The organism is Vicinamibacterales bacterium (genome assembly GCA_035699745.1).
Classification (GTDB): domain Bacteria; phylum Acidobacteriota; class Vicinamibacteria; order Vicinamibacterales; family 2-12-FULL-66-21; genus JAICSD01.
Genome location: DASSPH010000013.1, coordinates 23,226 through 47,317 on the forward strand (window position 1 = coordinate 23,226; position 24,092 = coordinate 47,317).

Here is a 24,092-nt window from a genome sequence, read left to right on the forward strand (position 1 = left end):
CATGCCTCCTATAACGCCGCAGTCCGGGGAAACGAACAGATCTAGCCGAAGGCGGGGTTTCGCCGGCGTTCCAGGGTTCCACGGACCCTCGGCGCCCAGGTGGCGCCGCGCGGCCGCGTCCCGGCCCCGGCCACGTACAACACGGTCTCGCTGACCCCGTCGATCCCAAGGTCCTGCTCGATCAGAGGGTCGTTCAGCCCCATGAGGCAGAACGGCGCCAGACCGCGCCAGGTGGCGGCCAGGCAGAAGGTCTGGCAGACGTGGCCCGCCTCCGCCAGCGCGGCCCGGTACGCCCGCGCATAGGGATAGCGCCAGACCTGCCGCTCGAGGACGGCGGTCAGCACGACGACGAACGCCGCCTGGGCGAAGTAGCGGCTCCGAGGCATCCACGCCTTCAGCCGCGCCGTCATGTCCCCCCCGCGGATCCGCTCCAGCCGATGCGCGTCCGACGCATAGTGGTACAGCCCCGGCCTGAGGCCTCGCACCCGCCGCGCGCACAGATAGGCTTCGATCGGGTGGCGGGCGCCGCCGGACGGCGAGGTCTTGAGGGGGAGACGACCGAATCTCGTGGGCACCCAGTGCTGCACGCCGACCGCCAGCGCCAGTGTGGTCGCCACGTCTTCGAGCGAGATCGGAGCGCGTCCGAACCGCCGCCAGGTCCGGCGGGCCAGCACGACCTGGGGGAACGCGCCCGCGTAATCGGGCGATGGCAGGGGAACCGTGGCCGCGCCGCGAATCCTCTTCGTCGGCGGCGGCATCCGCCGCTCCCGCGCACGCCGGTTGGCCATCGCGGTCGCGGCCGCCGGGGCGAGGAACCGTACCTGTTTGGTGGCCGCATGGAAGAACCCGGCCGCGGGGTTCCAGGTTTCCAGCGCGCTCATCGCGGCGTCTCGCGGGTCAGGCGGGCGGTCGGAGCGCTGCAGCAGCGAACAGGCGGTCAGGGCGCGGACGAGGCGGCGGAGCCGCTGCGGGTCGACGCCCAGGCGGCCGCTGAGTTGCTGGACGGTCTGCCACTCGGCGCAGGCGTCGAGGGTGCGCCAGACGTCCGGCCCGATCGCGGCGGCGCGGCCGCTGGCGTAGTTGTGCACCAGCAGCCGCGCGTCCTTCCAGTAGCCGACCAGGAAGGGCGATCGGCGAAAGCGAACGGGCACGGAGCGGAATTACGGAGTGGGAAACGCCATGTCGGGCCCGCAGCCGAACGGGTTCTCGGGATCGCAGATGTCGTCGAAGTCGGCCGACATGCGCTGCAGCCGTTCGAGCGTGTTCTTCGTGCGATCGGTCTGCGGCAACCCTCGCAGCGCCTCGATGACGCGCCCGATCTCGGCGCGAATCGGCTTGAGCTCGATCGACCCGCTGGTCGCCATGCCGAAGGCGGCACGCGTGCTGGTTCGGCTCTTGGTCTTGGATGTACCGCGCTTGGACCGCGACGTCGCGGTCTTTCGGCGCGACGAGGACTTGGCGCGCTTGCGCGGGGACGGACGGCGGGACTTGGCCACTCGATGCTCCTCGGAGATGACGCGAGTTTTGGCGAGAGTCTATCGGCCCGTCCCGTGAGCGTCAAGCAAGGGCCCGCTACGGGCGCCCCAGACGCGCGATCAGCTGCCGGAAGCGGGGATCGCCGCGGATCGAATCCAGCCGCGGATCCACGCCGATCCAGAGCACCGCCGGGTCGCGCGCGTCCACGGCGGCGGTCAGCAGATCGAGCGCCGCGTCACGCTCGCCGAGCGCGAGCCGGACGTAGGCTTCATGCGGGTCGGCGAGCGTCCGGCCGTCCGCCGCCAGGCGGTCCTGCAGCCGCGCGAGCGCGCTGCGTGCCGCCGCCGTCTGGCCTGCCAGCGCCCGCAGCCTCAAGGCCTGCGCGCGCCATGCGGGAGTCTCCGACAGTCGAATGGCGCGGTCGGTGAAGTCCATCGCGTTGGCCAGCCGGCCGCGCGCTTCCTCGATCCGGCCCAGCGTGAAATACGCCCCGGGGAATCGCGGATCCATCCGCGACGTCGCGTGCAGAATGTCCGCGGCCTCGTCGTAGCGGCGCTGGTAGTACGCCATCAGCCCTTGCGTCAGCGTGACCTCGGCGGTGAGCGGATCGACCGCCACGGCTCCGTCCGCGTGCTGCCGCGCCTCGTCGGTGCGCCCGAGCGCCGCAAGCAGGCGGGCATACTGCGTGCGCGCATACGCGCCGCTCGGCGCCAGGCGGATCGCCCGCTGGTACTCGGCTTCGGCGCCGGCGAAGTCCCACTCGTAATAGAAGCTCACGTCGGCGAGCGCGATGCGTGCTTCGGCCAGATCGGGATCCAGCGCCAGTGCGCGCTGCGCCGCGGCCTTCGCCGCGGCGTACGCCTCGGACTGCGGTATCTCGCGGTCGAACCCGAGGAGCACATAGGTCCGCGCCGCCGCGGCGTGCGCCGGCGCGAACGACGGGTCGATGGCGATCGCCTGCTGCAGCGCCTCGAGCGCCGGACGCACTTCAGCGCCGTGGCGGTTCTGCGACAGGTACGCGATCCCCTGCAGATAGGCCCGCTGCGCCGGCGGACTGGTCGCAGACGCGCGGGCGAACCGCGCCGCTTCGCCGTCGGTCAGTCGCGCGCTGATGCTGCCCGTCACCGCCCGCGCGATCTCACGCTCCAGCGCCAGCAGATCGCCGAGCCCCCGCTCGAACCTGTCCGACCAGATCTGCGCGTCCGTGCCGGCCTTGATCAGCCGGAGATTGACGCGGACGCGCGGATCGGCGCCGCCTCGATCGACGGCAATCGATCCCTCGAGCACCGACGCGACCCCAAGCTGCGCGGCGATGGCGGACACCGGCTCGGTCGAGCCGCGGAACCGCCGCACCGAGGTGTGCGCGGTCACCCGCAGCGCCTGCACCTGCCCCAGCGTCGTGATCAACTCGTCGGTGAGACCGTCCGCCAGGAGCGCGGCGTCGGACTGATCCGCCGCGAACGCCAGGGGCAGCACGGCAATGGAGGTCGGCTCGGGATTCGGCCGGGGGGAGAACGGACGGACCGAGGCGATCGTCGCGAGCAGCGCGATCACCGCCGCGGCGGTCGCGGCGCCGACGGCCCAGCCGCGCCAGCGCGCGGGGCGATCGTCCGTCACGGTCCCGCCGCTCGCCGCGCGCCGGAGTTCCGCTTCCATGGCGGCCGCCGTCGCGAAGCGCGCCGCCGGATCCGCCGACAGCGCGCGATCGACGATGCCTGCGAACGTTGCCGGCAGCTTCGGATTCACCTGGCGCAGCGGACGCCGGCCGCCGGCGCGGTGCGCGCGCTGCAGTTCCTCCAGGGACGCGGCCTGCACCGGGAACCTCCCGGTGGTGAGGTAGAACAGCAGGACGCCGAGTGAGTAGACGTCGCTCGCCGCCGACGCCGGCCCGCCGGCCAGCACCTCGGGCGCGATGTAGAGCGGCGTGCCGGCGACCCGCGGGCGCGCGCCGATCTCCTCGCCGGCGCCGAAGTCCATCAGCACGATCCGGCCCGACTCGTCCTGGATGACGTTCTGCGCCTTGACGTCCCGGTGCAGCAGGCCCGCGGCGTGCACCGCCGCCACCGCCCCGGCCAGATCCGCGCCGATCCGCGCGGCCGCATCGGCGGCCAGCGGGCCGTCGTCGCGGACAATGTCGTCGAGCGATCGTCCGCGCACCAGCTCCATCCACAGCCCGATCCGCTCTTCGTGCCGCTCGGCGCCGTAGACGTGGACCACGTGGGGATGGCGGACGCGGGCGATGCGCCGCGCCTCCTGCAGCATCCGCGTGTTCGCCGCCGCGTCCGCCGTGACGCCGTCGAGCCGCAGCAGCTTGAGGGCGACCTCGCGCTGCAGGTCGACGTCCCACGCGCGGAACACGTCCGCCGACGTCCCCTGCCCGATGCGATCGAGCAGGATCAACCGTCCCCACCGCGGCCCGGCCGGGTGGGGATCGGCGAGCGGATCGTCTTCCGGCGACGCCGGATCGACCGGCAGGGATCGATAGACCTCCGCCAGCGTGCCGATCAGGTGCAGGTGCCGGAGGAGGCGCTGCTCGCCGGGGCTGATGCTGCTCTCGGCGGCGCCCCAGTCGACGGTCGTCCCGTCGGCGATGGAGGCGGCCAGATGCTCGATGGCGCGCGCGCTGTCCTGCTTCACGCGTCCATCTCCTCGGCCAGACGCACCAGGGCACGCGAGACCGCCATCCGCGCGGCATCCGCGCTCGCCTTGTTGTGGCCGGCGGCAATCTGCTGATAACTCTGCCCAAGCTCCACGCGCGCGATGATCACTTCTCTCTCTTCCGGGCGCAGCCGCGCCAGCCCCCGCTCGTAGCGCTCCAGGGCTTCGCGTCCGATCGCCTCTTCGAGCGGCGACGCCTGCCGCGCCGCGTGCTCGTCCTCGATTTCCGCCGTCACACCGTGCCGGTTCACGCGCCGGACTTCGTCGCGGACCCGGTTCACCAGCGCCTGCCGCAGATATGCCTGCAGCGCCCCTTCGTGCCGCGGCTGGAAGTCGCCGATGTGTTTCAGCGTCTGCACCAGCGTCTCCTGCACGACGTCATCGGTGTCGCGCAGATCGCGCGTCCAGCGCGGCAGGCGGCCTCGCGCCCACCGCCGGAGCGACGGGAGATAGCGGGCGAAGAGCTCGTTGAGGGCGTCAGCATCGCCAAGCCGTGCCCGGTGCAGGAGATCGGCGGTCGTCGCGACCGCACGTGGCTGCGGACCGGCCTGTCCGGGGGACTCGTCCATGGAAGGGAGAGGCGATCATATTCCACCCGCCTGAATACAACGTCGCCGGGGGCGGAACCGAACAATTAGGGGACGAAAAATGTATGGTACGGCGCGAAAGCCAGCTGGGGCGCTGGCTTTCGGCGTCCCGGCACCGGAAAGTGTGCCGTTTCTTACCAGTTCAGCGGATCGGGGAAGAACTCGCGGGTCAGATCTTCGTAATAGGGACGCAGCTCGTCCAGTTTCGGCCGATCGTCCCCCTTGGAATACAGATCGTACCGGTTGAAGGCGCGCACCCACTTGAGCATCGCGCGGTCCTGGTCGTCGCACAGGTAGTCGTATTCCCCTTCGCGGTGCCAGGCGTAGAACGAGTGATAGCGGATCATGTAGAGCGCCTCGATCGGGAGGCGATCCTTCATGACGTGGTACAGATACTCGTCGTGCCCCCAGGACATATGGATGTTCTGGAGACCGCAGCCGCGCTCGTAGATCCCCAGCTCGGTCGAATACACCGGATGCGTCGCGTCGGGATTCAGCGCGAAGAAGCCGGAGTGCACGATCTTCGGCGAGAACCGGCAGCCGACCGGGTTGGTGTCGCCGACCACCGCCCATTGCGGCTCGCCGAACTTGCACAGCACCTTGCCCAGATCGTGGATGAACCCGGTGGCGATCATCCAGCGCGGCTGGTTCGCGCGCCGCGCCGCTTCCGCGGTCTGCAGCGCGTGATCCATCTGCGTGAAATTGGTGTCGGGATCGCTCTCGTCGACGACGTCGTTGAGATGCTCCAGCATCTCCCACACCGTCATCGTCTCGCGATTCAGCGGCAGGTACTCCGCCTTCCTGGCGAGTACGAAATCGAGCGTCTGGTGCTGATGGTTCTTGCGGTAGAACTGCTCGACGTACCCGGTGGGCTCGTCCGCGTAGTTGCGGAACGCCGCGGCGGGTTTGGCCATGCCCATGGATTGTCTCCTTGCTACTAGGATAGTGGATGCCCTTCAGCCAGTTCAAGCTGCATCCCGACCTCCTGCGCGGCCTCAAAGACCTCGGATTCCAGCGTCCGACGCCGATCCAGGCCGACGCGATTCCCCCCGCGCTGGCGGGCCGCGACGTCCTCGCCTGCGCCATGACGGGCAGCGGCAAGACGGTCGCGTTCCTCCTGCCGATCCTCCATCACCTGATCGCGAAGCCGCGCGGCACCACGCGCGCCCTGGTCATCACCCCGACCCGTGAACTGGCCGCGCAGATTCTCAGCGACGTGAACGACGTCGCCGTCCACACGCCGGTGACCGCGGCGGCGGTCTACGGCGGCGTCGGCATGGGCCCGCAGGAGCATGCCTTCCGCAGCGGCGTCGACATCATCGTCGGCACGCCCGGCCGCCTGCTCGATCACTTTCGCGCCCCGTACGCGCGGCTGTCGGGGATCGAGTTCCTGGTCCTCGACGAAGCGGACCGGATGCTCGACATGGGATTCCTGCCCGACATCCGGCGGGTGCTGCGGCACCTGCCGCGCCAGCGGCAGACGCTGTTCTTCAGCGCGACGATGCCGCCGCCGATCGCCGAGCTGACGCGCGAGATGCTGCACGACCCGGTGACGATCAACCTCGAACGCCGCGCCGCGCCGGCCACCGGCATCACGCAGGCGATCTACCCGGTGCCCCAGGCGCTCAAGCCGGCGCTGCTGCTGACCCTGCTCAACGGCGTGGACGTGCGGGACGCCCTGGTCTTCACGCGGACGAAGCACCGCGCCGATCGACTGGCAAAGTATCTGGCGGGGCACCAGGTGGCGGTGGAGCGGATCCACGGCAATCGCTCGCAGGCGCAGCGCACGCAGGCGCTGGACGGCTTCAAGAGCGGCCGCTATCGCGTCCTCGTCGCCACCGACATCGCCGCGCGCGGCATCGACGTCACGGCGCTCGGGCATGTCGTCAACTTCGACGTGCCGGCGCAGCCCGAGGATTACATCCATCGCGTGGGCCGGACGGCGCGCGCGGAGATGACCGGCTCCGCCTACACGCTGGTGTCGCCGGACGAGGAAGCCGACGTCCGCGCCATCGAGAAGGCGATCAATCGCCGCCTGCCGCGCGTGACCGTACCGGATTTCGATTACACGGTCAGGGCGGCGGAGCGCCTCGAAGTCCCGCACGCGCAGCGCATCGCCGAGATCCGGGCCCGGAAGGCCGAGGAACGCCGGCGGGCCCATGCCAACGCGGAGCGCCGCGCCGCGCATGCGCAGCGTCCCGCGGCGCCGCACGCCCCCCGGCCGTCCCACCCGCCGTCGTCAGCTGGACGCCCGGCAGGCGCGCCGGCCGGCGGTCGCCGCAGGAGGCGGCGCAGGTAGCGTCCGCCGCGGCGTCACGCGCCTGATGACTCCGACGCCAGATCGGGCGGGACCCAGCGCGTCCGCGCCTCGTCACTGAACAGCCGTTCCCGCGAGTAGTACTGCAGCGGCAGGTTCTTGTCGGCCAGCTCCGGACACTGCGCCAGCAAGGCGTCCAGCTCGCATGGCGCGCGCATCCGCGCCGCCGCGTCCGCCAGCAGCCGCATCCACAGGACCGTGATCGTCTCGTGGTATTTCTGCGACGCGTTCGCCGCCGCCGCGAAGCGCTGGATCGCCGCGCGCATGCGATCCGTCGCCGCGTCGAGCGACGGCCCCTCGCGCACGTACACCCATGCGACGCGCACGTGCGCGCGATGATCGAAATCGGCGGGCGCCACGTCGCCGCGCTCGAACGCGCGCGCGAACTCGACATCAGTCACCCCGGAACCCCCTTGCACCGTCACTCGCGGCGGCACTATCGGCTAGACTAGCTCTATCGATGGCCGGGCCCCTCATTCTCATCGTGGACGACAACCTGGACGCCCGCGAGATGTATTCGATGTATCTGGAGCACGAGGGCTTCCGCTCGGCCGAGGCGGCCAACGGCGCCGACGCCATCGTCAAGACGCGGCTCGACCGGCCGTCGCTGATCCTCATGGATGCGACGATGCCGGGGATGGATGGCTGGGAGGCGGCGAAGCTGCTGAAACAGGACGCCGCGACGCGCGACATTCCGGTGATCATGCTGACCGCCCACGCGTTTCAGGAGCATCGGCAGCGCGCCGCCGACGCGGGCGCAGACGGGTTCCTCGCCAAACCCGTGCTGCCCGATCAGCTCACGGCGGAGATCCGCCGGGTGCTGAACCTCACCTGAATGGATCCCGAATACAGGAAGATGATGCTCTGGCTCGCCGCGGCCTTCATCGCGTCCGTCGCCGCCGCCTTCCTCGTCGTCGAGATCGTGATGCGGTATTACGCCGAGCGCTGAGGCTTACTTTCCGGGCATCAGCGTGATGATCGTGCGGCGGTTCATCGGGAAGTACTTCTTGAACGCCTCCTGAACCGTGGCGGGCGTGAGCGCGTTGATGCGCTCGACGCGCGTCGCGATGATCCGCGGATCCTGCTTCCACAGGTTCACCGCCTGAAACCGGCCGAGCCAGTAGTTGTTCGTGCGCAGCTGCGTCTCGTAGTTGCGCCTGGCGGTTTCCTTGGCGCGATTGACCAGGTCCTCGGACGGGCCGTCCTTCTGCATCTTCGCGACTTCCTGCAGGACGCGCGCGGCCATCTTGTCGATGTTCTCCGGCGACGCGCCGAAGCTGACCTGCACGTAGCCGCCGCCGCGCTGCGGCGGGCTCTGGCTCACGCCGGCGGACACCGTATAGGTCTGGCCGAGCTCTTCGCGCAGAATGTCGCGCAGCGCGATCTCGAGCACGTCGGTCGCGGCGAGCACGCGCTCCTGCTCCATGGGATCGTCTCCCGGCGGATCGGCCGCGAAGCTGATGACGGTCTCGCTCTTCGGCTCGCGCCCCTTCTCCACCCTGGCATCGGCGCTGGCAGCGGGAAACCTGAGGCCGAGATCCTTGAACGTCGACGCCGCCGTCCCGGTCGACGGCAGACCGCCCACGTAGCGCGCGATCAGCGGCAGCGCTTCCTCCGTCCTGAAGGCGCCGACCATGAAGAAGGTGAAGTCGGCGGCATTCGAGAACCGCGCCTTGTAGAACGACAGCATCTTGGCGCGGTCCAGGGTGTTGACGCGCTCGACCGTGAGCGGCTTCGAGGTGTAATGGCCGGAGCTGTTGATCTCCTCCACCTTGTCGCCGAATACCGCGGCCGGCGAATCGAGTCGATTGGCGAGGAACGCGGTGAGCTGGCGCTTCATCATCTCGAACGCTTCCGGATCGTCCCCGGGCTGCGTGAAGCGCGCGTAGAGCAGCTGCAAGGCGGTCTCGAGCTGCGCCGGCGCCGCCGATCCGTTGAAGCCGTGGCTCGACAGGGTGATCGACGGGGACGCGTTGGCGAGCTTGCCCGCCAGCAGCTTCTGCACGTCGAGCGCCTTCAGGCCGGCGGCGCCCGAGAGGGACACGTAGGTCGTCGCGAGCGTCGCCTCGACGAAGTCCTCGGGAGGCGCGAGCGACGCGCCCCCCTTGGCCTGCATCGCGAACAGCACCTGATCGTTCTTGAAATCGGTCGGCTTCAGCCAGACCTCGACGCCGTTCGCCAGCCGGGCGATCGTGAGGCCGACCTCGTCGACGGTCCGTGTCGAGACGACCGCCGCCGGCTCCGGCTTGCGTTCGAGCAGCTCGCGCGTCGCGGTGGTGTCGTGCCAGGGGGTGACGGCGGCCGCCTCCGCGGCGGCGAGCGCCTTCTTCAGCTCTTCTTCCGACGGCACCGCGATGTCGGCCTTCTGCGGCGAGGTCGCCAGAATGACGCGGCTCTCGTCGGCCAGCAGCGTCTTGCCGAGCGCCGTCACTTCCGCGGCGGAGATCGAGGGCAGCAGCTGCTGCACGAGCTTGTACTCGTACTCGATCCCGGGGGACGGCTCACCCTCGAGGAAGTGGTTCAGGTACTCCTGCGCGAACGAGCCGCTCTCGGTCTTGTCGCGTTCGGTATACGCCCGCTCGTAGAACGCCGCCATCCACTTCTTCGCGCGATCGAGCTCGCCGGCGTTGAACCCGAACTCGCGCGCGCGCTTCGCCTCGATCGCGACCGCCGCCAGCCCGTCGGCGATCCGGCCGCTCTGCACGTTGGCGGCGAGCGACACGGTTTCCACGGTCTTGCTCAGCCCTTCGCCGAACATCCCGGCGCCCAGGAACCTCGCGTCCGGACGCCGCGACAGCTCGTCGAACCGGTCGTTCAGCATCTGCTCGAAGAACCGCTGCAGCAGCGAACGGCGGTAATCGCCGACCGTCTCCGATCCGGCGCGCGGCCGCTTGCGGACGAGCGACACCGACGACTGCGTGATCTCGTTGTCGGTGACGATGCTGACCAGCGTGTCCTTGTGCAGCGGCACGTCGACCTTGCGCTCGGGCGGCGCGGCGCCGCGGCTCTTCAGCGCCGAGAACGACGCCTTGATCATGTCCTCGAGCTTCTGCGGATCCATGTCCCCCACGGCGATCATCGCCATCCGGTCGGGGCGATAGAACGTGTCGTAGAACGCCTTCAGGCGCGCCACCGGGAACGACTTGAGGATCTCGGGCTTGCCGATCGGCAGCCGCTCCGCGTAGCGCGACTGGTAGAACAGCACCGGGATCTGCTTGTCGCGGATGCGCGATCCGGCGCCCAGCCCGCCACGCCACTCCTCGACGACGACGCCGCGCTCCTTGTCCACTTCCGCGGGATCGAGCCAGAGGCCGCCGGCGAAGTCGGAGAAGGCGATCATCCCCTTGTCGACGATCTCCGGCTTGTCCGACGGCAGGTCGAGCATGTAGACGGTTTCCTCGAATCCGGTATAGGCGTTGACGTGCGGCCCCAGCCGCGCGCCGGTGGATTCGAAGTACGAGACCAGCTCGCCGGGCTTGAAGTGCTCGCTGCCGTTGAACGCCATGTGCTCGAGCACGTGGGCGAGCCCCTGCTGATCGTCGGCTTCGTCGAGCGAGCCGGTCTTGACGGCGAGGCGCAGCAGGACGCGGTTCGCCGGCCGCGTGTTCTTGCGCACGTAGTACTTCAGGCCGTTCGGCAGCGTGCCGGTCCTGACCGCCGCGTCGAACGGAATCGTCTGGGTGAGCGGCAGCGCACCGGTGGACGGCTGCGGCGCCGGCGCCTGGCGCGCCGCGATCGGCGCAAGCGCGGCGGTGACGAACAGGGTGACGAACGCCGCTCGCAGTCGGTGTGTCATGACGTGGACTGTAGCAGAAGCGGAACGCGGTGAGCGGAGAGGCGGACGGCGGCAGCGCCCTACCGATACCTGGACAGATCGATACGGCTGCGCCACAACACGCTGGCGCGCTCGTCGGTGAGGATCAGTTCCGGGCGCGGCGCCGCTTCGATCTGCGCCCGCGGGATGGTGATCTCCAGGCGGACGCCGATGAGCGGCGCGCCGATGCCGCCGAGCGCATACACCGGATCGCGCCTGGCCTCGCGCGCGGCGAGCGGCGGCGTGAGCGGCCCGGTTTCGATGTACAGCTCGTAGGCGGGCGCCGTGGCATAGGTGTGCAGCGGATTCAGCCGCGCCTGCACGATGAAGGTGACGAGCCCGAGGTGCGGCGTCATCGCCACGGTGAGGTCGCGCTCGGTGAAGCCGAACTCCCCCAGCCTCGCCCGCTCGCGGACGATCAGGACGGCGCGGCGGAACTCGGTGATCACTTCGGCGCTGTCGACCGGATCCGACGCGGCCAGCGTGTAGCCCCTGCTGAAGGCGGCGTACAGCGCCTCGTCCTGCGATCGTCCGAGGCGCAGCGCCTCACGCGCGTCGGGACGCTGCGTCAGCGCCGCCAGCGACAGCGCCACGAGCGCGATGGCTTGCCTCACCATGCCGGCACTTCGCATAGGATGACGGGATGTCCGAGCGAGTGCAACCCGTCATCAGCGCCGCCCTGCCCACCCCGGTCGGCCCGTATTCTCCCGGGATGATCTTCGGCAACCTGGTCTTCGTCTCCGGCCAGGCCGGCCGCGATCCGGCGACCGGTTCGCTGGCACCCGACGTCGAGGCGCAGACCGCGCAGGCGCTGCGCAACGTCGAGGCGATCCTCCGCGCCGCCGGGTCGGGACTGCCGCACGTGCTCCGCTGCGGCGTGTTCCTCGTCGACATGAAAGAATTCCCGAAGATGAACGAGGTGTACTCCCGCGCGTTCGGCACGCACCGTCCCGCGCGCACCACCGTGCAGGTCGCCGGGCTGCCCGGCGAGGGGCTTCGGGTCGAAATCGACGCCATCGCCTGCATCCCGTGATTCCGATCGTCCTCGAGCCGGACCTGCGCGCGGTGATCACGCCCGCGGTGGCCGTGGACGCGATCCGCGCCGCCTTCCGCGCCGACGGCGAAGGGCGCACGCACGTTCCGGCGGTGATCAACCTCGAGGTGCCGGCGCACCGCGGCGAATTCCACGTCAAGACCGCGCTGATCGACGGCGTGCCGCACGTCGCGATCAAGGTGGCCAGCGGCTTCTACGACAATCCCGCGAAGGGGCTGCCGAGCGGCGCCGGACTGATGGCCGTCTTCGACGCGACGACCGGCCTGCCGGCCGCGCTCCTGCTCGACAACGGGTTCCTGACCGACATCCGCACCGGTGCGGCGGGGGCCGTCGCCGCGGAGGTGCTCGCGCCGGAGACGTTCGACACGGTCGGCGTGCTCGGATCCGGACTCCAGGCGCGCCACCAGATCGACTGCCTTCGCGTCGTCCGGCGATTCAGCCGCATCGTCGCGTGGAGTCCGAACCGCGCGCACCTCGACGCCTACGTGGCAGACATGCAGGCGGCCGGCTTCGAGGCATCCGCGGCGGCGACGCCGGAAGCGGTCTGCCGCGCCGCGGACCTGATCGTGACCGCGACACCGTCACGGCAGCCGCTCGTCCGCGCCGAGTGGCTGCGGCCGGGGCAGCACGTCACCGCGCTCGGCGCCGATTCTCCCGGCAAGCAGGAACTGGACGCGGCGTGTCTGGCGCGCGCCGATCTCCTCGTCGTCGATCGGCTGACGCAGTGCGCGGCGTTCGGCGAGCTGCGGCATGCGCTGGACACGGGCGCGATGCCCGCAACCCGCGTGCACGCGGAACTGGGTGAGATTGTCGCCGGCGTGAAGCCGGGACGCACGTCCGCCGCGCAGATCACCATCGCCGATCTCACCGGCGTCGGCTTCCAGGACACGGCGATCGCCAGCCGGGCGATGGAGTTGATCGGGTGATCGGGCGATCGGGTGATCGGATGATCGGGTGATCGGGTGCCACGTTTCAAGCTCGTCATCGAGTACGCCGGGACGCGTTACAGCGGGTGGCAGATCCAGAAGAACGCGCGCACCGTCGCCGGGGAGATCGAGCACGCCGTCGGCGAGGTGACGCGACGGCGCGAGTTCGAGCTGTACGGAGCGGGACGGACCGACGCCGGCGTCCATGCGCTCGCGCAGGTGGCGCATCTCGAGCTGTACACGGATTTGCCGCCCGGCGCGCTGCGGCAGCGCATCAACGATGCGCTCCCGACCGACATTCACATCCGCTCGATCGACAAGGTGCCGCACCGGTTCCACGCGCGGCACGACGCCGTGGCGCGCAGCTACCTCTATCAGATCTCCCGGAGGAAGAGCGCGTTCTTCAAGCCCTACCTGTGGTGGGTGAAGGAGGCACTCGACCCGGACCGCATGCGTGCGGGGGCGGCGGTATTCGTCGGGATGCGGAATTTCGCGTCCTTCAGCGCCGACGAGTCTGGAGAGAAGTCCTCGAGGGTGCTGGTGGATCGACTGGAGATCGCCGAAGACGGCGACCTGCTCCTGATCCGCGTCGTCGGCTCGCACTTCCTCTGGCGGATGGTGCGGCGGATGGTCGGCGTGCTGGCCGCCGTCGGCCGGGGCGAGCTGACCTCCGCGGAGGTGAGCGGCTTGCTGGAGGAGCGATCCGATCTGCCCGCCGCGCTCACCGCCCCCGCGTCCGGGCTCTTCCTCGAAGCCGTGTATTACAGCGGCGATCCCGCCCCCGCGCCGCTGCACGCCGTCGCGCACGTGCCGTCGCGGTAATCCGCTTTCACGGCGTCACGGTGTTCCCGCCCTTGATCATCGGCACGAAGCGGACCGGCAATGTCGCCAGCGTCTCGAGCGAGGCGCCGCGCGTCTGCAGCACCCGCAGTTCCTGGTACGCGGTGCCGATCGGCAGGGCGATGATGCCGCCGTCGACCAGCTGCTCGAGCAGCGCCGGCGGCACGGACACGGGAGCGGCGGCGGCGAGGATCCGGTCGTACGGCGCGTGCTCGGGCCAGCCTTCGTACCCGTCGCCGGTGCGGAGCTGCACGTTCGTGTAGCCGAGGGCCGCGAGCGTCGACCGCGCGCGGTCGGCGAGATCGGGCAGCAGTTCGACCGAGAAGACCTCGCGCACCAGTTCCGCCAGCACCGCGGTCTGATAGCCGCACCCCGCCCCGATCTCCAGCACGCGATGCGACGGCTCGAGCCGCAGCGCTTCCGTCATGTACGCGACGATGTACGGCTGGGAGATGGTCTGGCCGTGGCCGATCTCGAGCGGATGATCCTCGTACGCCGCCGGTTGAAGCGCGGGGGGGACGAACTGCTCGCGCGGCACGCGCATCATCGCATCGAGCACCCGCTCGTCGCGGACGCCGCGGGCCCTGATCTGCTCGGCGACCATGCGGCTGCGCGGATCCATGTGCCGGATGCTACCGCGATCACCCGCGGCCGAGTTTAGCTAGCGGATCACGCGCAGGTTCAGCGGGGCGGAGGGGAGGTTGCCGCGCCAGCCCAGCTGCAGCACGTCGAAGTCGTCCGCGGTCAAACCGTGGAATGCAGGGTTCAACACGGCATTGTTCCACCGCGCGTCCATGGTCCCCGACACGTACATGTCCGAACCGTTGTCGGCGACGATCAGGCCGTAGCGCTGCATCGCGCGGAAGATCCGCTGGACCGGCGCGGGATAGCCGGAGAGATCCTTCGACGCCTTGAGGCGCAGGCGCGCGCCCATCGGCAGCGCTCCGGCGGTGGAGCCGGCGCGATGCGACGCCGGCCAGACGTAGCCGTTGGTCGCGCGCACCGTCACGCGGAACGCGTGCGCGATCTCGGCGGTGCCGTACGCCTCGTCGTAGCGCACGAGCCCCGGAAAGATGGCGAGGCCTGCGGCGTCGGCGGACGTCCACGTCTCCGGCCGCCGATCGCTGCGCGCCAGGCTGAAGATGGCGCCGCAGTCCGCCTCCCAGCGGCTCAGCGCCGCGTTCCAGCGGGTCGCCGCCGTCTCGTACAACAGCCAGTTGTCGCGATCGACGATCAGCAGATGCCGATCGCCGTCGGTGCCGCCGCCGGGCACGGCTCCTTCGATGTAGTTCGGCTGCGTCTGCGCTTCGACCGGAATCGGATAGCCCGCCGGCCGTCCCGCCGCGCCGTCGTCGCTCTCGTCGCCGTACGCGGTCCACACCGGACGGACGAGCGGCTGATCGCCGGAGACGACGACATAAGGAATTCCGTACGGGGGCGGTCCGAAATCGGGATGCACGCGCCGCGTCGCCGTCGTGTTCGACCCGACGCGGCCGCTGATGAAATTGACGTAGGCGGCCGACGAGGGATCCACCGGCGCGCGGCTGACGTCGAGGTTCCACCAGTTCGACGCCGGAAACACCTGCCGGCCGTCGAGCGAGCCGAGCAGCGCCGGGGGCACTGCCGCCGACACCAGCACGGTCGCCGCCGTGAGCAGCGCCGCCGCGACCAGTCCGCTGCGGAAAGTCACGTCCGGTGGGGTTCACCTTCCGTGCCGCCTGTAAGTCCCGGCAAACACGGGGCGCGGGCGGCCGCGCGTGCGCATAAGGAACAGCCGGCATACGAACCTGTGATTGCCCCCGGCGTATCATGCGGCGCATGACAGCCGCGAGCGATCGCGACGATCGACGGCCGGGGCTCAGCGACGCGGCGCTGAAGCGGTAGCGTAAAGCTCAGCCGGGCATCGGCCGAAACGTAGGACGCCGCCGTCCTCACCAGATACACGGCGCGCGCACGATGCACAGCCGGGACTTTCGCTATCACCTGCTCTCGATCGGCGTGAACCGCGAAGCCAACGGCGCCTCCGTGCGCGCGGCAGAGCGCGATGCGTTCGGCGTCTCCTGGACGTTCGCGCAGCTCGGATACTGGCGCGCGGAGCGCAACCGCTGCCTCACCGGCGCGCAGTCGACGCCGCAGGCGATCGACGCGCACCTCTCGTCGTGCGCCGCCCTCTCCGATCTCGATCTCGTGATGATCTTCTGGAGCGGCCATCTGTTCCACGACGTGGACGTCGTCGGAACGCTCTCCGCCGTGGCTGACGCCCGGCTGCGCGTGCTGATCGTCGACACCTGCCACGCCGACGATCGGCTCCACCGCATCGAGGCGGCGCTCGAGGGCGTGCCCGACGATCGCCGTCCCGTCGTCCTCGCCTCGTGCGCCCCCGACACGCGGTCGCGCGAGAACAGCATCAACGGCTTCTTCACCGGCGCGCTGCTGCGCCAGCTTCGCCGGCCGCGCCGCCCCGGCGTCAAGACGCTCGATCTCCTCGACGCGTTCAATCGCGCCGCTGACGACGCGGTGCGGCGGACCGGACGCGAGCCGCTGTTCTCGGCGAATGGCGCCGGACGGCTGCGCTTGCCGATCCTGGCGCAGACGGCGCTGCCGTTGGAGCCGCAGTAGAGTCAGCTCTCAGCTCACAGCTCTCAGCTTTCAGCTTTCAGCTCTCAGCTCACGGCTCACGGCTCACGGCTCACAGCCCCTGCGGTTGGGTCGGGTGAGGTACGGGCCTTGCTGTTCCTCCTGTAGAGGAGGACGCATGAAGTCATCTATTCTCCTGGCGCTCTGTCTGGCGGCGGCGTCCAGCGCGCACGCGCAGGGGCAGGCGCAGGCCCGCAGAGATGTCGCCATCCGGTTCCAGGCGATGGACGTCAACCATGACGGCGTGATCACCCGGCAGGAGTGGCGCGGCAACGATCGATCGTTCCGCAACCACGACTGGAACGGCGACGGCATACTCTCCGGCGACGAGATCCGGCCCGGCGCGCAGCGCCGGCGGCCGTGGGACGATCGCGACGTCGAAGGCGCCATCGATCGCGAAGACGACTGGACGGACGAGCGCTTCCGCGCGCTCGATCACAACGGCGACGGCCGGCTCTCGCGCAACGAGTGGCACGCCGCCGCCGAGCTGTTCTCGCGCATCGATCGCAATCGGGACAACGTCATCAGCGCCGCCGAATTCAAGGGCGGGGAAGACGACGACCGCGAGGATCGCTTCGCCGATCTCGACGACAACCGCGACGGCCGCCTGTCGCGCAACGAGTGGCACGGCAGCGTCGCCGTGTTCGACGCGCTCGACGCCAACCGCGACGGCGTGCTGACGCGCGCCGAAGCGATCGGCACCGGCGGCGACGCCCGCGACGAGTTCCGCAGCGTCGACGTGAACGGCGACGGCGCCATCACCCGCAACGAGTGGCACTGGAACGCGGCGGCGTTCGATCGCCTCGACGCCAACCGCGACGGCCGCCTGTCGCGCCAGGAGTGGGACAACTCGCCGGCAACGGTGCTGCCGCAGCAGACGCCGGCGTTCCGCGCCGGCTACGAGCGCGGACGTCAGGACGGCATCCAGGCCGGCCGCGAAGACAAGCCGCGCGGCTGGGACCTCGAGGGCCAGCGCGAGCTCGAACAGGCCGACGCCGGCTACCAGGGCAGCATGGGCAACCGGGCCGACTACCAGGCCGGCTACCGCGCCGGATTCCGCCGAGGCTATCGCGAAGGATTTGGATCCTGATCCCGAAGCTGGAAGCTGACAGCTTCAGCAGCCAGCGGTGCAGGTAGAATCGGCGCGTGCGTTTCGGTCCGATTCTCCTGGCGCCGCTGCTGCTCCTCGTTCAGAACACGCCGGCCGATCGCGCCGGCGGCCCGGCGCAGGTGCTCACCGCAGACGACGTCCGCGCGGTGCTGAGCACGGCGGCGACGGCCCTTGCGGACGACACGCTCGCGGCGGCGGTCGTCGATCGAACGGGGAGCATTCTCGGCGTCTACACCCGGACCGGCGCGGATGCGGGGACGCCGGACGCGGCGGTCTCGCTGGCGCGGACGGCGGCGATGTTCTCGCACGATCAGGCGCCGCTGTCCTCCCGCACGGTTCGCTACATCAGCGGCATCCACTTCCCTGCCGGCGTGAAGAACACGCCGAGCGCCGCGCTCTACGGCGTCGAGAACATCAATCGCGGCTGCGCCGTCGATGCGCAGGGGGACGCGGTGTTCAACGCGCCGTTCCCGCGGCCGAAGTCGATCGCCGGCGTGTTCGGCGCCGGCGCCGGCGGCACGCCGCTGCCCTGCGATCCCTCGGACACGCGCGGCTGCGCGCGCGGCGGCCCGATGCTCGACGACAACGGCCAGCCGCTTTCGTCCGTCGGCATCACCACCGGCAAGACCGACGTGTTCGACACCGGACAGGACCGCCTGAACGACGTGCCGGTCGATCCGGGCGGCATCCCGATCTATCGCGGCGGCAAAGTGGTCGGCGGCATCGGCGTCGCCGGCGTGCGGCCCGACTTCGCGGAGTTCGCCGCGACGCTTGCCGCGGCGGGCAGCGGCCGCGGCCTCGACTTCTCCGAACCGCTCGGAACGCCGGGGGCGGTCTTCATCGACGGCGTGCGTCTGCCGTTCTTCGGCGGCTGCACCAGCATCGCGTGCATCCGCCGCACGCTGCGCACGCGTCCGGCGGGGTCGGCTCCCGGTTCGCTGGCGAGCGGCACCTTCCAGATCCAGCCGCGCGACGGCCTGCAGGCGCCCGAGAACTACGTCCTCGGCCCGCGCGCCAGCAGCGTGCCGGGCGGGCTCTCGATCGACGAGGTGCGCCGTCTCGTCGATCAATCGGCCGCCGTCGCCCTGCGCACGCGGGCGATGATCCGGCTGCCGATCAATCAGCCGTCGAGAATGACGATCGGCGTCTCGGACGAGACCGGCGCCATCCTCGCGCTGTTCCGCATGCCCGACGGCACCGTGTTCTCGTCCGACGTCGCGATGACCAAGGCGCGCAACGCCTACTACTTCAGCACGCGCGAGGGCTACGAGGTGCTCAGGGACATCGCGGCGAACGCCGGCCGTGATCGCTACACGTGGACGCCGGAACCTCCGGCAGGCCGCGGCTGGGCGATCACCGCGCGAACCCTCAGCTTCGCCGGCCAGCCGCTCTTCCCGCCGGGCATCGACCTCGAGGAACAGCTCGAGAAGCAGGACAGCGAACCGCAGCACGGCCCGTGGTTCGACCTGTTCGTCTACGACTCGAAGAATCCGTGCACGGAAGGACCCGGCGCGTCGCGCGGCGGCAATCGCCGCTACCTCAATCAGAGCGGCATCGTCTGGTTCCCCGGCAGCGCTCCGCTCTATCGCGGCGACCGCCCGATCGGCGGCCTCGGCATCAGCGGCGACGGCGTCGAGCAGGACGATTACGTCGCGCTCCTCGGCAGCGAAGGCTTCCACCCGCCGGATGCGCTGCGCGTGGACAACAGCGTCATGACGGACGCCAAGGGACGCGCGGTCCGGCTCCCATATCTGAAGCTGCCGAGAAACCCCGAGATTCAGAAGTAGGCGGTGGCCGTGACCGTTGCCAGTTGCCGGTTGCCGGTTGCCAGTTGCCAGTTGCCAGTTGCCAGTTGCCAGTTGCCAGTTGCCGGTTGCCAGTTGCCGGTTGCCGGTTGCCGGTTACCAGTTGCCGGTTACCAGTTGCCGGTTGCCGGTGACCGGTTACCGGTGACCGGTGACCGGTTACCGGTTACCGGTTACCGGTTACTGACCTCAGACTTCGAACGACGTCTCTTCGCTCGCCGTCTCGGTTGCCGCGAAGATCTTCCGCGCGTGGTCGCGAATCTCTTCCAGCGCGCGATCGGGGCGTCCGGGCTTGTGGTGGAAGAGCCAGAGGCGTGCGATGCCGTTCGCCGCCGCAAACTCGGCGCACTGGCGCCAGTCGCTGTGCCCCCAGCCTTGGTGATGCGGGCGCTCCTCGGGTGTGAAGTGGGCGTCGAGGACGATGGCGGAGGCGCCTTTGGCGAAGGCGGCCAGCGGCTCGTCGAACGCAGGGTCGCCGAACTCGTGGTCGGTCGCGTACACCAGATCGCCTGACGCCCCTTTGATGCGATACGCGAGGCAGCCGTCGGGATGATTGAGGCCGATCGCGCTGATCGCGAACCCCGGCAGGGAGACGGCGCCGGTGCTCACCATTTCGACCTGCGGCTTGTTGGGCAGCCCGTGGTACGGCACGGGGAAGAACGGCGATCGAAAGATCGTATCCAGCCACGACGGATCGTGCGACTCGAGCGTCGGCGTGTGGATCGTCAGACTCTGCCGCGGATCGTAGAGCGTCGCGAAGAACGGCAGGCCGAGCAGGTGATCCCAGTGGTAATGCGTGAGCAGCAGCGACACCCGCGCGCCCTCGCCGGCGAGCTGCGAGGGCTGCACGCCGGCGATCCCCGATCCGGCGTCGAGGATCAGAATCGCGCCGCTGGCGGCGTCGTACAGCTCGAGACACGGCGTGTTGCAGCCGTGCACGATGCCGTCCGGCACCGCCCACGGCACGGATCCGCGGACGCCGCGGAAGGTCACGCGCATCCGCTCACACCCTTCCCGCCAGCCGCTCGCTGACCGCTTTCACCCGCCGCGCGAGCTGCCGCAGCAGCTCCTCCGTCCGCCGTGGATCCTCCGCCAGCACGTGCGCCATGTCGTGCTTCGTGACCCGCCGCAACTGCGCATCGGTGGCGGCCACGACCGTCGCCGACCGCGGCTCGTCGAGCAGCAGGCTCATCTCGCCGACCCAGTCGCCCGGACCGAGGCGGGCGAGCGCCACACCGGCGTCGCGCCGCACGTCGAGGGCGCCGCGCTCGACGACGTACGCTTCGCTGCCGGGGTCTCCCTGCGTCATCACCGTCTCGCCCCGCGAGACCAGGCGATAGCTGCAGGTCTCGAACGGACAGGGGTACTTCTCGGTGTGATAGAGCTTGGCGCAGACCGTCTGCTGCCCCCACTGGCCGCGATACGCGGCCGCCGCGAGCAGCCCCCCCGCGATCGGCCCGGCGAAATACACCCATAGACCGTCGTAGGTGGACGACAACACCGCGGGGGCGAGCGAGCGCGCCGGGTTCAGGCTCGTGCCGGTCACCGGGCCTTCGATCATGACCAGCACCGCGACGAGCGCACCCGCGATCAGTCCGGTCCGGGCCGCCAGGCGCGGCTTGTTGACGCAGACGAAGATGGTGAACACCAGGAGGAAGGTGATGAACGTCTCCGCCGCGAAGGCGCCCGCCTGCGTGTAGCCGGCGCCGGGGACGGTCGCGGCATATTGAATGCCGCTGGTCAGCCGGCCCCACGCGAGCCCTGCCGCGTACGCGCCGGCGAACGCGCCGGCAAACTGGGCGGCGGCGTAGGCGAGCGCGTCGCGCGCCGGCACCTTGCCGAGCCACCAGAACGCGAGCGTCATCGCCGGGTTGATGTGGCCGCCGCTCACCTGGCCGAGCGGCGAGTAGACGACGGCCGTGGCGCCGCCGGCGAACATGATTCCGGTCAGCAGCCGGCGCAGCATGGGGTTGTCCACGGCCGGCACCGGCGAGCCCGGGCCCCACATGAACGCGACGGCGCTGATGCCGATGAACAGCATGAGCGCGGTGCCCGCGAATTCGCAGGCATAAGCCGGAAGATTGCGGCGCATCAGCGGCCTGCGGATAATACCGCACGCACATGCCCAGCCACACACGCCCGACCGCGGAGCACGATCGTCTCGCCCAGCCGGCCACCGCGATCGTGCCGCCGTGGCGGCGCTGGGGCTGCTACGTCAGCGACCGGGCCTGGGGCACGGTGCGGGAGGACTACAGCGCCAGCGGCGATGCGTGGAGCTTCCTGCCGCACGATCAGGCGCGCAGCAAGGCCTACCGCTGGGGTGAGGACGGCATCGCCGGCCTGTGCGATCGCTACCAGCTGCTCACGTTCGCGATCGCGCTGTGGAACGGCCACGATCCGATCCTGAAGGAGCGGTTCTTCGGGCTGACGTCGAGCGAAGGCAACCGCGGCGAAGACGTCAAGGAGTACTACTTCTACCTCGACGCGCTCCCCTCCGGCGCGTACATGAAGATGCTCTACAAGTACCCGCAGGCCGCGTACCCCTACGCGCGGCTGCTCGACGAGAACCGCCGCCGCGGCGGCGGCGGGCTGGAGTTCGAGCTGCTCGACACCGGCATCTTCGATGCCGATCGCTATTTCGACGTCGTCATCGAGTACGCGAAGGCGGATCCCGACGACATCTGCATTCGCGTGGAAGCGTTCAACCGCGGTCCCGAGCGGCATGCGCTGCACCTGCTGCCGCATCTGTGGTTCAGGAACACGTGGGGGTGGGGATCGGAGCGGCGGCAGGAGCCGGCAATCACCGGCGGGCCGTCGGGGGACGGCTTCGCGTCGCTGACGGCGGACGACTCCGCGGCCGATCCGCTGCCGAACCTGATGTTCGAGTACCGGCTCGGCCCGCGGCATCTCTACGCGCCGGCCGGCGCGCGCGCGCTGTTCACCGACAACGAGACGAACGCGGAGCGGCTCTACGGATCCCGCAGCGCGAGCCGCTTCGTCAAGGACGCCTTCCACCGGCACGTCGTCCAGGGGGAGGAGTGCGTCAACCCGGAGGGGCGCGGGACCAAGGCGGCGTTTCACCTGACCGCGGACGTTCCCGCCGGCGGATCGCAGGTCTGGCATCTGCGGCTGACGCCCGCGGTGCTCCGCGATCCGCTCGGCGGCGTCGACGCGATCGTCCGCCAGCGTCGTCAGGAGGCGGACGAGTTCTACGAGGCGGTTCACCCGCCGAAGGCGACGGCCGACGAGAAGCTCGTCCAGCGGCAGGCGCTCGCCGGGATGCTGTGGACGAAGCAGATCTATCTGTTCGACGTCCATCAGTGGCTGCAGGGGGACAATCCCGAGGCGCCGCCGCCGGCCTCGCGCCTCCGCATCCGGAACCATCACTGGAAGCATCTGAACTCGATGCGGATCCTGTCGATGCCGGACAAGTGGGAGTACCCGTGGTTCGCGGCGTGGGACCTCGCCTTTCACTGCGTGGCGATCACGCTGGTCGACGCCGCGTTCGCCAAGGAAAACCTGTGGCTGCTCCTGTTCGAGCAGTTCCAGCACCCCAACGGGCAGATCCCGGCCTACGAGTGGGAGTTCTCGGACCTCAATCCGCCGGTGCACGCGTGGGCGTGCTGGCGGGTCTACAACCTGGAGAAGACCCGCACCGGCGCCGGTGACACGCCGTTCCTCGAGAAGTGCTTCCAGAAGCTGCTGATCAACTTCGCCTGGTGGGTCAACAAGGTCGACAGCCAGGGCATGAACGTGTTCGAGGGAGGGTTCCTCGGCCTCGACAACATCACGGTCGTCGATCGCAGCGAGAAGCTGCCGAACGGCGCCATCCTCGAGCAGTCGGACGCGACCGGGTGGATGGGGTTCTTCTGCCTGCACATGATGCGGATCGCGATCGAGCTCGCCAGGACCAACCCGGTCTACGAGGCGATGGCGACGAAGTTCTTCGAGCATTTCATCTACATCGGCGGCGCGATGAAGCGGATGGGCGGCCGCGGCTATCAGCTGTGGGACGAGGTGGACGGGTTCTTCTACGACGTGCTGCGCTATCCCGACGGCGAGTTCCACAAGTTCCGCGTGCGATCGCTCGTCGGGCTCATCCCGTTGTATGCGGTCGACGTCCTCGACGAGTCGGAACTGGGCGACATGCCGATGTTCATCAGGGACGTGCACTGGTTCATCCGCAATCGCCCGGATCTCGTCGGGCAGGCGTGCTACGGTGAGGCGCGCGACGGGCGGCGGCGCGACGTGCTGTCGATCGTCGATCGCCACCAGCTCGAGCGCCTGCTGCAGCGGGTGTGGGACGAGAGCGAGTTCCTCTCGCCCGCGGGGCTGCGCAGCTTGTCGAAGTACCACGAGGCGCATCCCTTCAGCTTCGGCAGCGGCACCGTCCGCTACGAGCCCGCGGAGGCGGACGTGAAGATCAAGGGAGGCAACTCGAACTGGCGCGGCCCGGTCTGGTTTCCGACCTCGTACCTGCTGATCGAAGCCTTCACCAAGTTCACGCACGCATTCGGACCCGAGTTCAAGGTCCGCACGCCGGCGACCGGCGGCGCCGCGATCACCCCCGACGCGATGGCGCGCGAGGTGGCGAACCGGATGATCGGCATCTTCACGCGAAACGCCGACGGGCGGCGTCCGATCTACGGCGGCACCGCGAAGTTCCAGCAGGACCCGCACTGGCGCGACCTGCTGCTGTTCAACGAGTACTTCCACGGCGACAACGGCGCCGGCCTCGGCGCCAACCACCAGACCGGATGGACGGGCCTCGTCGCCAACCTGATCGACGAGTGGAGACGCTGAGCGCGTGACCGGCCTGCTGCTTTCAGTTGCCCTCGGGTTATCGCCAGGTCTGCTTCACCATAGA

The 24,092-nt window shown here is 69.8% G+C and carries 21 protein-coding genes; 9 read left to right on the forward strand and 12 right to left on the reverse strand.

Going from position 1 to position 24,092, the window contains the following annotated elements:
* Window positions 1-41 precede the first annotated feature (41 nt).
* The 5 genes from VFK57_01795 to VFK57_01815 form a co-directional block, all read right to left on the reverse strand.
* Window positions 42-1,151, reverse strand: coding sequence for a SagB family peptide dehydrogenase (locus VFK57_01795; protein HET7694413.1), 1,110 nt, complete (start codon window positions 1,149-1,151; stop codon window positions 42-44).
* A gap of 9 nt (window positions 1,152-1,160) precedes the next feature.
* Entirely contained in the window at window positions 1,161-1,496 is a 336-nt protein-coding gene (locus tag VFK57_01800; GenBank protein HET7694414.1) for a hypothetical protein, read from the reverse strand.
* Window positions 1,497-1,572: 76 nt separating this feature from the next.
* Entirely contained in the window at window positions 1,573-4,113 is a 2,541-nt protein-coding gene (locus tag VFK57_01805) for a protein kinase (GenBank protein HET7694415.1), read from the reverse strand.
* Complete coding sequence (locus VFK57_01810; protein HET7694416.1) at window positions 4,110-4,703, reverse strand: sigma-70 family RNA polymerase sigma factor; 594 nt, start codon at window positions 4,701-4,703, stop codon at window positions 4,110-4,112. The genes VFK57_01805 and VFK57_01810 overlap by 4 nt, the downstream gene beginning before the upstream one ends.
* Window positions 4,704-4,855: 152 nt before the next feature.
* Window positions 4,856-5,635 (reverse strand): inositol oxygenase family protein, encoded by a 780-nt coding sequence (locus VFK57_01815; protein ID HET7694417.1) that lies wholly within the window; start codon window positions 5,633-5,635, stop codon window positions 4,856-4,858.
* Between the two features lie 35 nt (window positions 5,636-5,670).
* Between VFK57_01815 and VFK57_01820 the strand changes: the two genes are divergently transcribed.
* The gene (locus VFK57_01820; protein HET7694418.1) at window positions 5,671-7,020 is read left to right on the forward strand and encodes a DEAD/DEAH box helicase; all 1,350 of its coding nucleotides are present in this window, start codon (window positions 5,671-5,673) and stop codon (window positions 7,018-7,020) included.
* 14 nt (window positions 7,021-7,034) lie between these two features.
* Here the strand turns inward: VFK57_01820 and VFK57_01825 are convergent, their stop codons facing one another.
* The gene (locus VFK57_01825) at window positions 7,035-7,439 is read right to left on the reverse strand and encodes a hypothetical protein (GenBank protein ID HET7694419.1); all 405 of its coding nucleotides are present in this window, start codon (window positions 7,437-7,439) and stop codon (window positions 7,035-7,037) included.
* A 59-nt stretch (window positions 7,440-7,498) separates the two neighbouring features.
* Here VFK57_01825 and VFK57_01830 point away from each other — a divergent pair, with 59 nt between their 5' ends.
* The gene (locus VFK57_01830; GenBank protein ID HET7694420.1) at window positions 7,499-7,873 is read left to right on the forward strand and encodes a response regulator; all 375 of its coding nucleotides are present in this window, start codon (window positions 7,499-7,501) and stop codon (window positions 7,871-7,873) included.
* Window positions 7,874-7,990: 117 nt separating this feature from the next.
* Here VFK57_01830 and VFK57_01835 read toward each other — a convergent pair whose 3' ends face one another.
* Together VFK57_01835 and VFK57_01840 are read right to left on the reverse strand one after the other, a co-directional pair.
* Complete coding sequence (locus VFK57_01835; GenBank protein HET7694421.1) at window positions 7,991-10,834, reverse strand: insulinase family protein; 2,844 nt, start codon at window positions 10,832-10,834, stop codon at window positions 7,991-7,993.
* 59 nt (window positions 10,835-10,893) lie between these two features.
* Window positions 10,894-11,469 (reverse strand): hypothetical protein, encoded by a 576-nt coding sequence (locus tag VFK57_01840; GenBank protein HET7694422.1) that lies wholly within the window; start codon window positions 11,467-11,469, stop codon window positions 10,894-10,896.
* A 26-nt stretch (window positions 11,470-11,495) separates the two neighbouring features.
* On the opposite strand from VFK57_01840, the gene VFK57_01845 reads away from it, so the two are divergent.
* The 3 genes from VFK57_01845 to truA are packed head-to-tail and all read left to right on the forward strand — an operon-like array spanning window position 11,496 to window position 13,654.
* Window positions 11,496-11,885 (forward strand): Rid family detoxifying hydrolase, encoded by a 390-nt coding sequence (locus VFK57_01845; GenBank protein HET7694423.1) that lies wholly within the window; start codon window positions 11,496-11,498, stop codon window positions 11,883-11,885.
* Window positions 11,882-12,832 (forward strand): hypothetical protein, encoded by a 951-nt coding sequence (locus tag VFK57_01850; protein HET7694424.1) that lies wholly within the window; start codon window positions 11,882-11,884, stop codon window positions 12,830-12,832. Before VFK57_01845 ends, VFK57_01850 begins: the two co-directional genes overlap by 4 nt.
* Before the next feature lie 36 nt (window positions 12,833-12,868).
* Window positions 12,869-13,654, forward strand: a complete 786-nt coding sequence (truA, locus tag VFK57_01855) for a tRNA pseudouridine(38-40) synthase TruA (protein ID HET7694425.1) — start codon at window positions 12,869-12,871, stop codon at window positions 13,652-13,654.
* Window positions 13,655-13,661: 7 nt separating this feature from the next.
* Here the strand turns inward: truA and VFK57_01860 are convergent, their stop codons facing one another.
* Together VFK57_01860 and VFK57_01865 are read right to left on the reverse strand one after the other, a co-directional pair.
* A complete protein-coding gene (locus tag VFK57_01860) occupies window positions 13,662-14,294 on the reverse strand; it encodes a protein-L-isoaspartate(D-aspartate) O-methyltransferase (GenBank protein ID HET7694426.1) in 633 nt (210 codons plus the stop codon).
* Window positions 14,295-14,333: 39 nt separating this feature from the next.
* Window positions 14,334-15,362, reverse strand: coding sequence for a hypothetical protein (locus VFK57_01865; GenBank protein HET7694427.1), 1,029 nt, complete (start codon window positions 15,360-15,362; stop codon window positions 14,334-14,336).
* A 266-nt stretch (window positions 15,363-15,628) separates the two neighbouring features.
* On the opposite strand from VFK57_01865, the gene VFK57_01870 reads away from it, so the two are divergent.
* From VFK57_01870 to VFK57_01880, 3 genes are all read left to right on the forward strand, one after another.
* The gene (locus VFK57_01870; GenBank protein HET7694428.1) at window positions 15,629-16,291 is read left to right on the forward strand and encodes a caspase family protein; all 663 of its coding nucleotides are present in this window, start codon (window positions 15,629-15,631) and stop codon (window positions 16,289-16,291) included.
* A gap of 136 nt (window positions 16,292-16,427) precedes the next feature.
* Window positions 16,428-17,399: a hypothetical protein gene (locus VFK57_01875; GenBank protein ID HET7694429.1), complete on the forward strand. Its 972-nt coding sequence runs from the start codon at window positions 16,428-16,430 to the stop codon at window positions 17,397-17,399.
* A gap of 56 nt (window positions 17,400-17,455) precedes the next feature.
* Entirely contained in the window at window positions 17,456-19,207 is a 1,752-nt protein-coding gene (locus VFK57_01880) for a heme-binding protein (GenBank protein HET7694430.1), read from the forward strand.
* Window positions 19,208-19,414: 207 nt separating this feature from the next.
* On the opposite strand, the gene VFK57_01885 is transcribed toward VFK57_01880, so the two are convergent.
* Both VFK57_01885 and VFK57_01890 read right to left on the reverse strand, forming a co-directional pair.
* Window positions 19,415-20,224, reverse strand: a complete 810-nt coding sequence (locus VFK57_01885; protein HET7694431.1) for an MBL fold metallo-hydrolase — start codon at window positions 20,222-20,224, stop codon at window positions 19,415-19,417.
* Between the two features lie 4 nt (window positions 20,225-20,228).
* Window positions 20,229-21,317, reverse strand: coding sequence for an aquaporin (locus tag VFK57_01890; GenBank protein ID HET7694432.1), 1,089 nt, complete (start codon window positions 21,315-21,317; stop codon window positions 20,229-20,231).
* Window positions 21,318-21,346: 29 nt separating this feature from the next.
* Between VFK57_01890 and VFK57_01895 the strand changes: the two genes are divergently transcribed.
* Window positions 21,347-24,028 (forward strand): hypothetical protein, encoded by a 2,682-nt coding sequence (locus tag VFK57_01895; protein HET7694433.1) that lies wholly within the window; start codon window positions 21,347-21,349, stop codon window positions 24,026-24,028.
* Window positions 24,029-24,092 lie beyond the last annotated feature (64 nt).

Bases quoted from the DNA above. Each gene is read 5' to 3' on its own strand.
- VFK57_01810 (HET7694416.1), bottom strand. From the start codon at position 4,703: ATGGACGAGTCCCCCGGACAGGCCGGTCCGCAGCCACGTGCGGTCGCG.
- VFK57_01815 (HET7694417.1), bottom strand. From the start codon at position 5,635: ATGGCCAAACCCGCCGCGGCGTTCCGCAACTACGCGGACGAGCCCACC.
- VFK57_01820 (HET7694418.1), top strand. From the start codon at position 5,671: ATGCCCTTCAGCCAGTTCAAGCTGCATCCCGACCTCCTGCGCGGCCTC.
- VFK57_01830 (HET7694420.1), top strand. From the start codon at position 7,499: ATGGCCGGGCCCCTCATTCTCATCGTGGACGACAACCTGGACGCCCGC.
- VFK57_01835 (HET7694421.1), bottom strand. From the start codon at position 10,834: ATGACACACCGACTGCGAGCGGCGTTCGTCACCCTGTTCGTCACCGCC.
- VFK57_01840 (HET7694422.1), bottom strand. From the start codon at position 11,469: ATGGTGAGGCAAGCCATCGCGCTCGTGGCGCTGTCGCTGGCGGCGCTG.
- VFK57_01845 (HET7694423.1), top strand. From the start codon at position 11,496: ATGTCCGAGCGAGTGCAACCCGTCATCAGCGCCGCCCTGCCCACCCCG.
- VFK57_01860 (HET7694426.1), bottom strand. From the start codon at position 14,294: ATGGATCCGCGCAGCCGCATGGTCGCCGAGCAGATCAGGGCCCGCGGC.
- VFK57_01870 (HET7694428.1), top strand. From the start codon at position 15,629: ATGCACAGCCGGGACTTTCGCTATCACCTGCTCTCGATCGGCGTGAAC.
- VFK57_01875 (HET7694429.1), top strand. From the start codon at position 16,428: ATGAAGTCATCTATTCTCCTGGCGCTCTGTCTGGCGGCGGCGTCCAGC.
- VFK57_01885 (HET7694431.1), bottom strand. From the start codon at position 20,224: ATGCGCGTGACCTTCCGCGGCGTCCGCGGATCCGTGCCGTGGGCGGTG.
- VFK57_01890 (HET7694432.1), bottom strand. From the start codon at position 21,317: ATGCGCCGCAATCTTCCGGCTTATGCCTGCGAATTCGCGGGCACCGCG.
- VFK57_01895 (HET7694433.1), top strand. From the start codon at position 21,347: ATGCCCAGCCACACACGCCCGACCGCGGAGCACGATCGTCTCGCCCAG.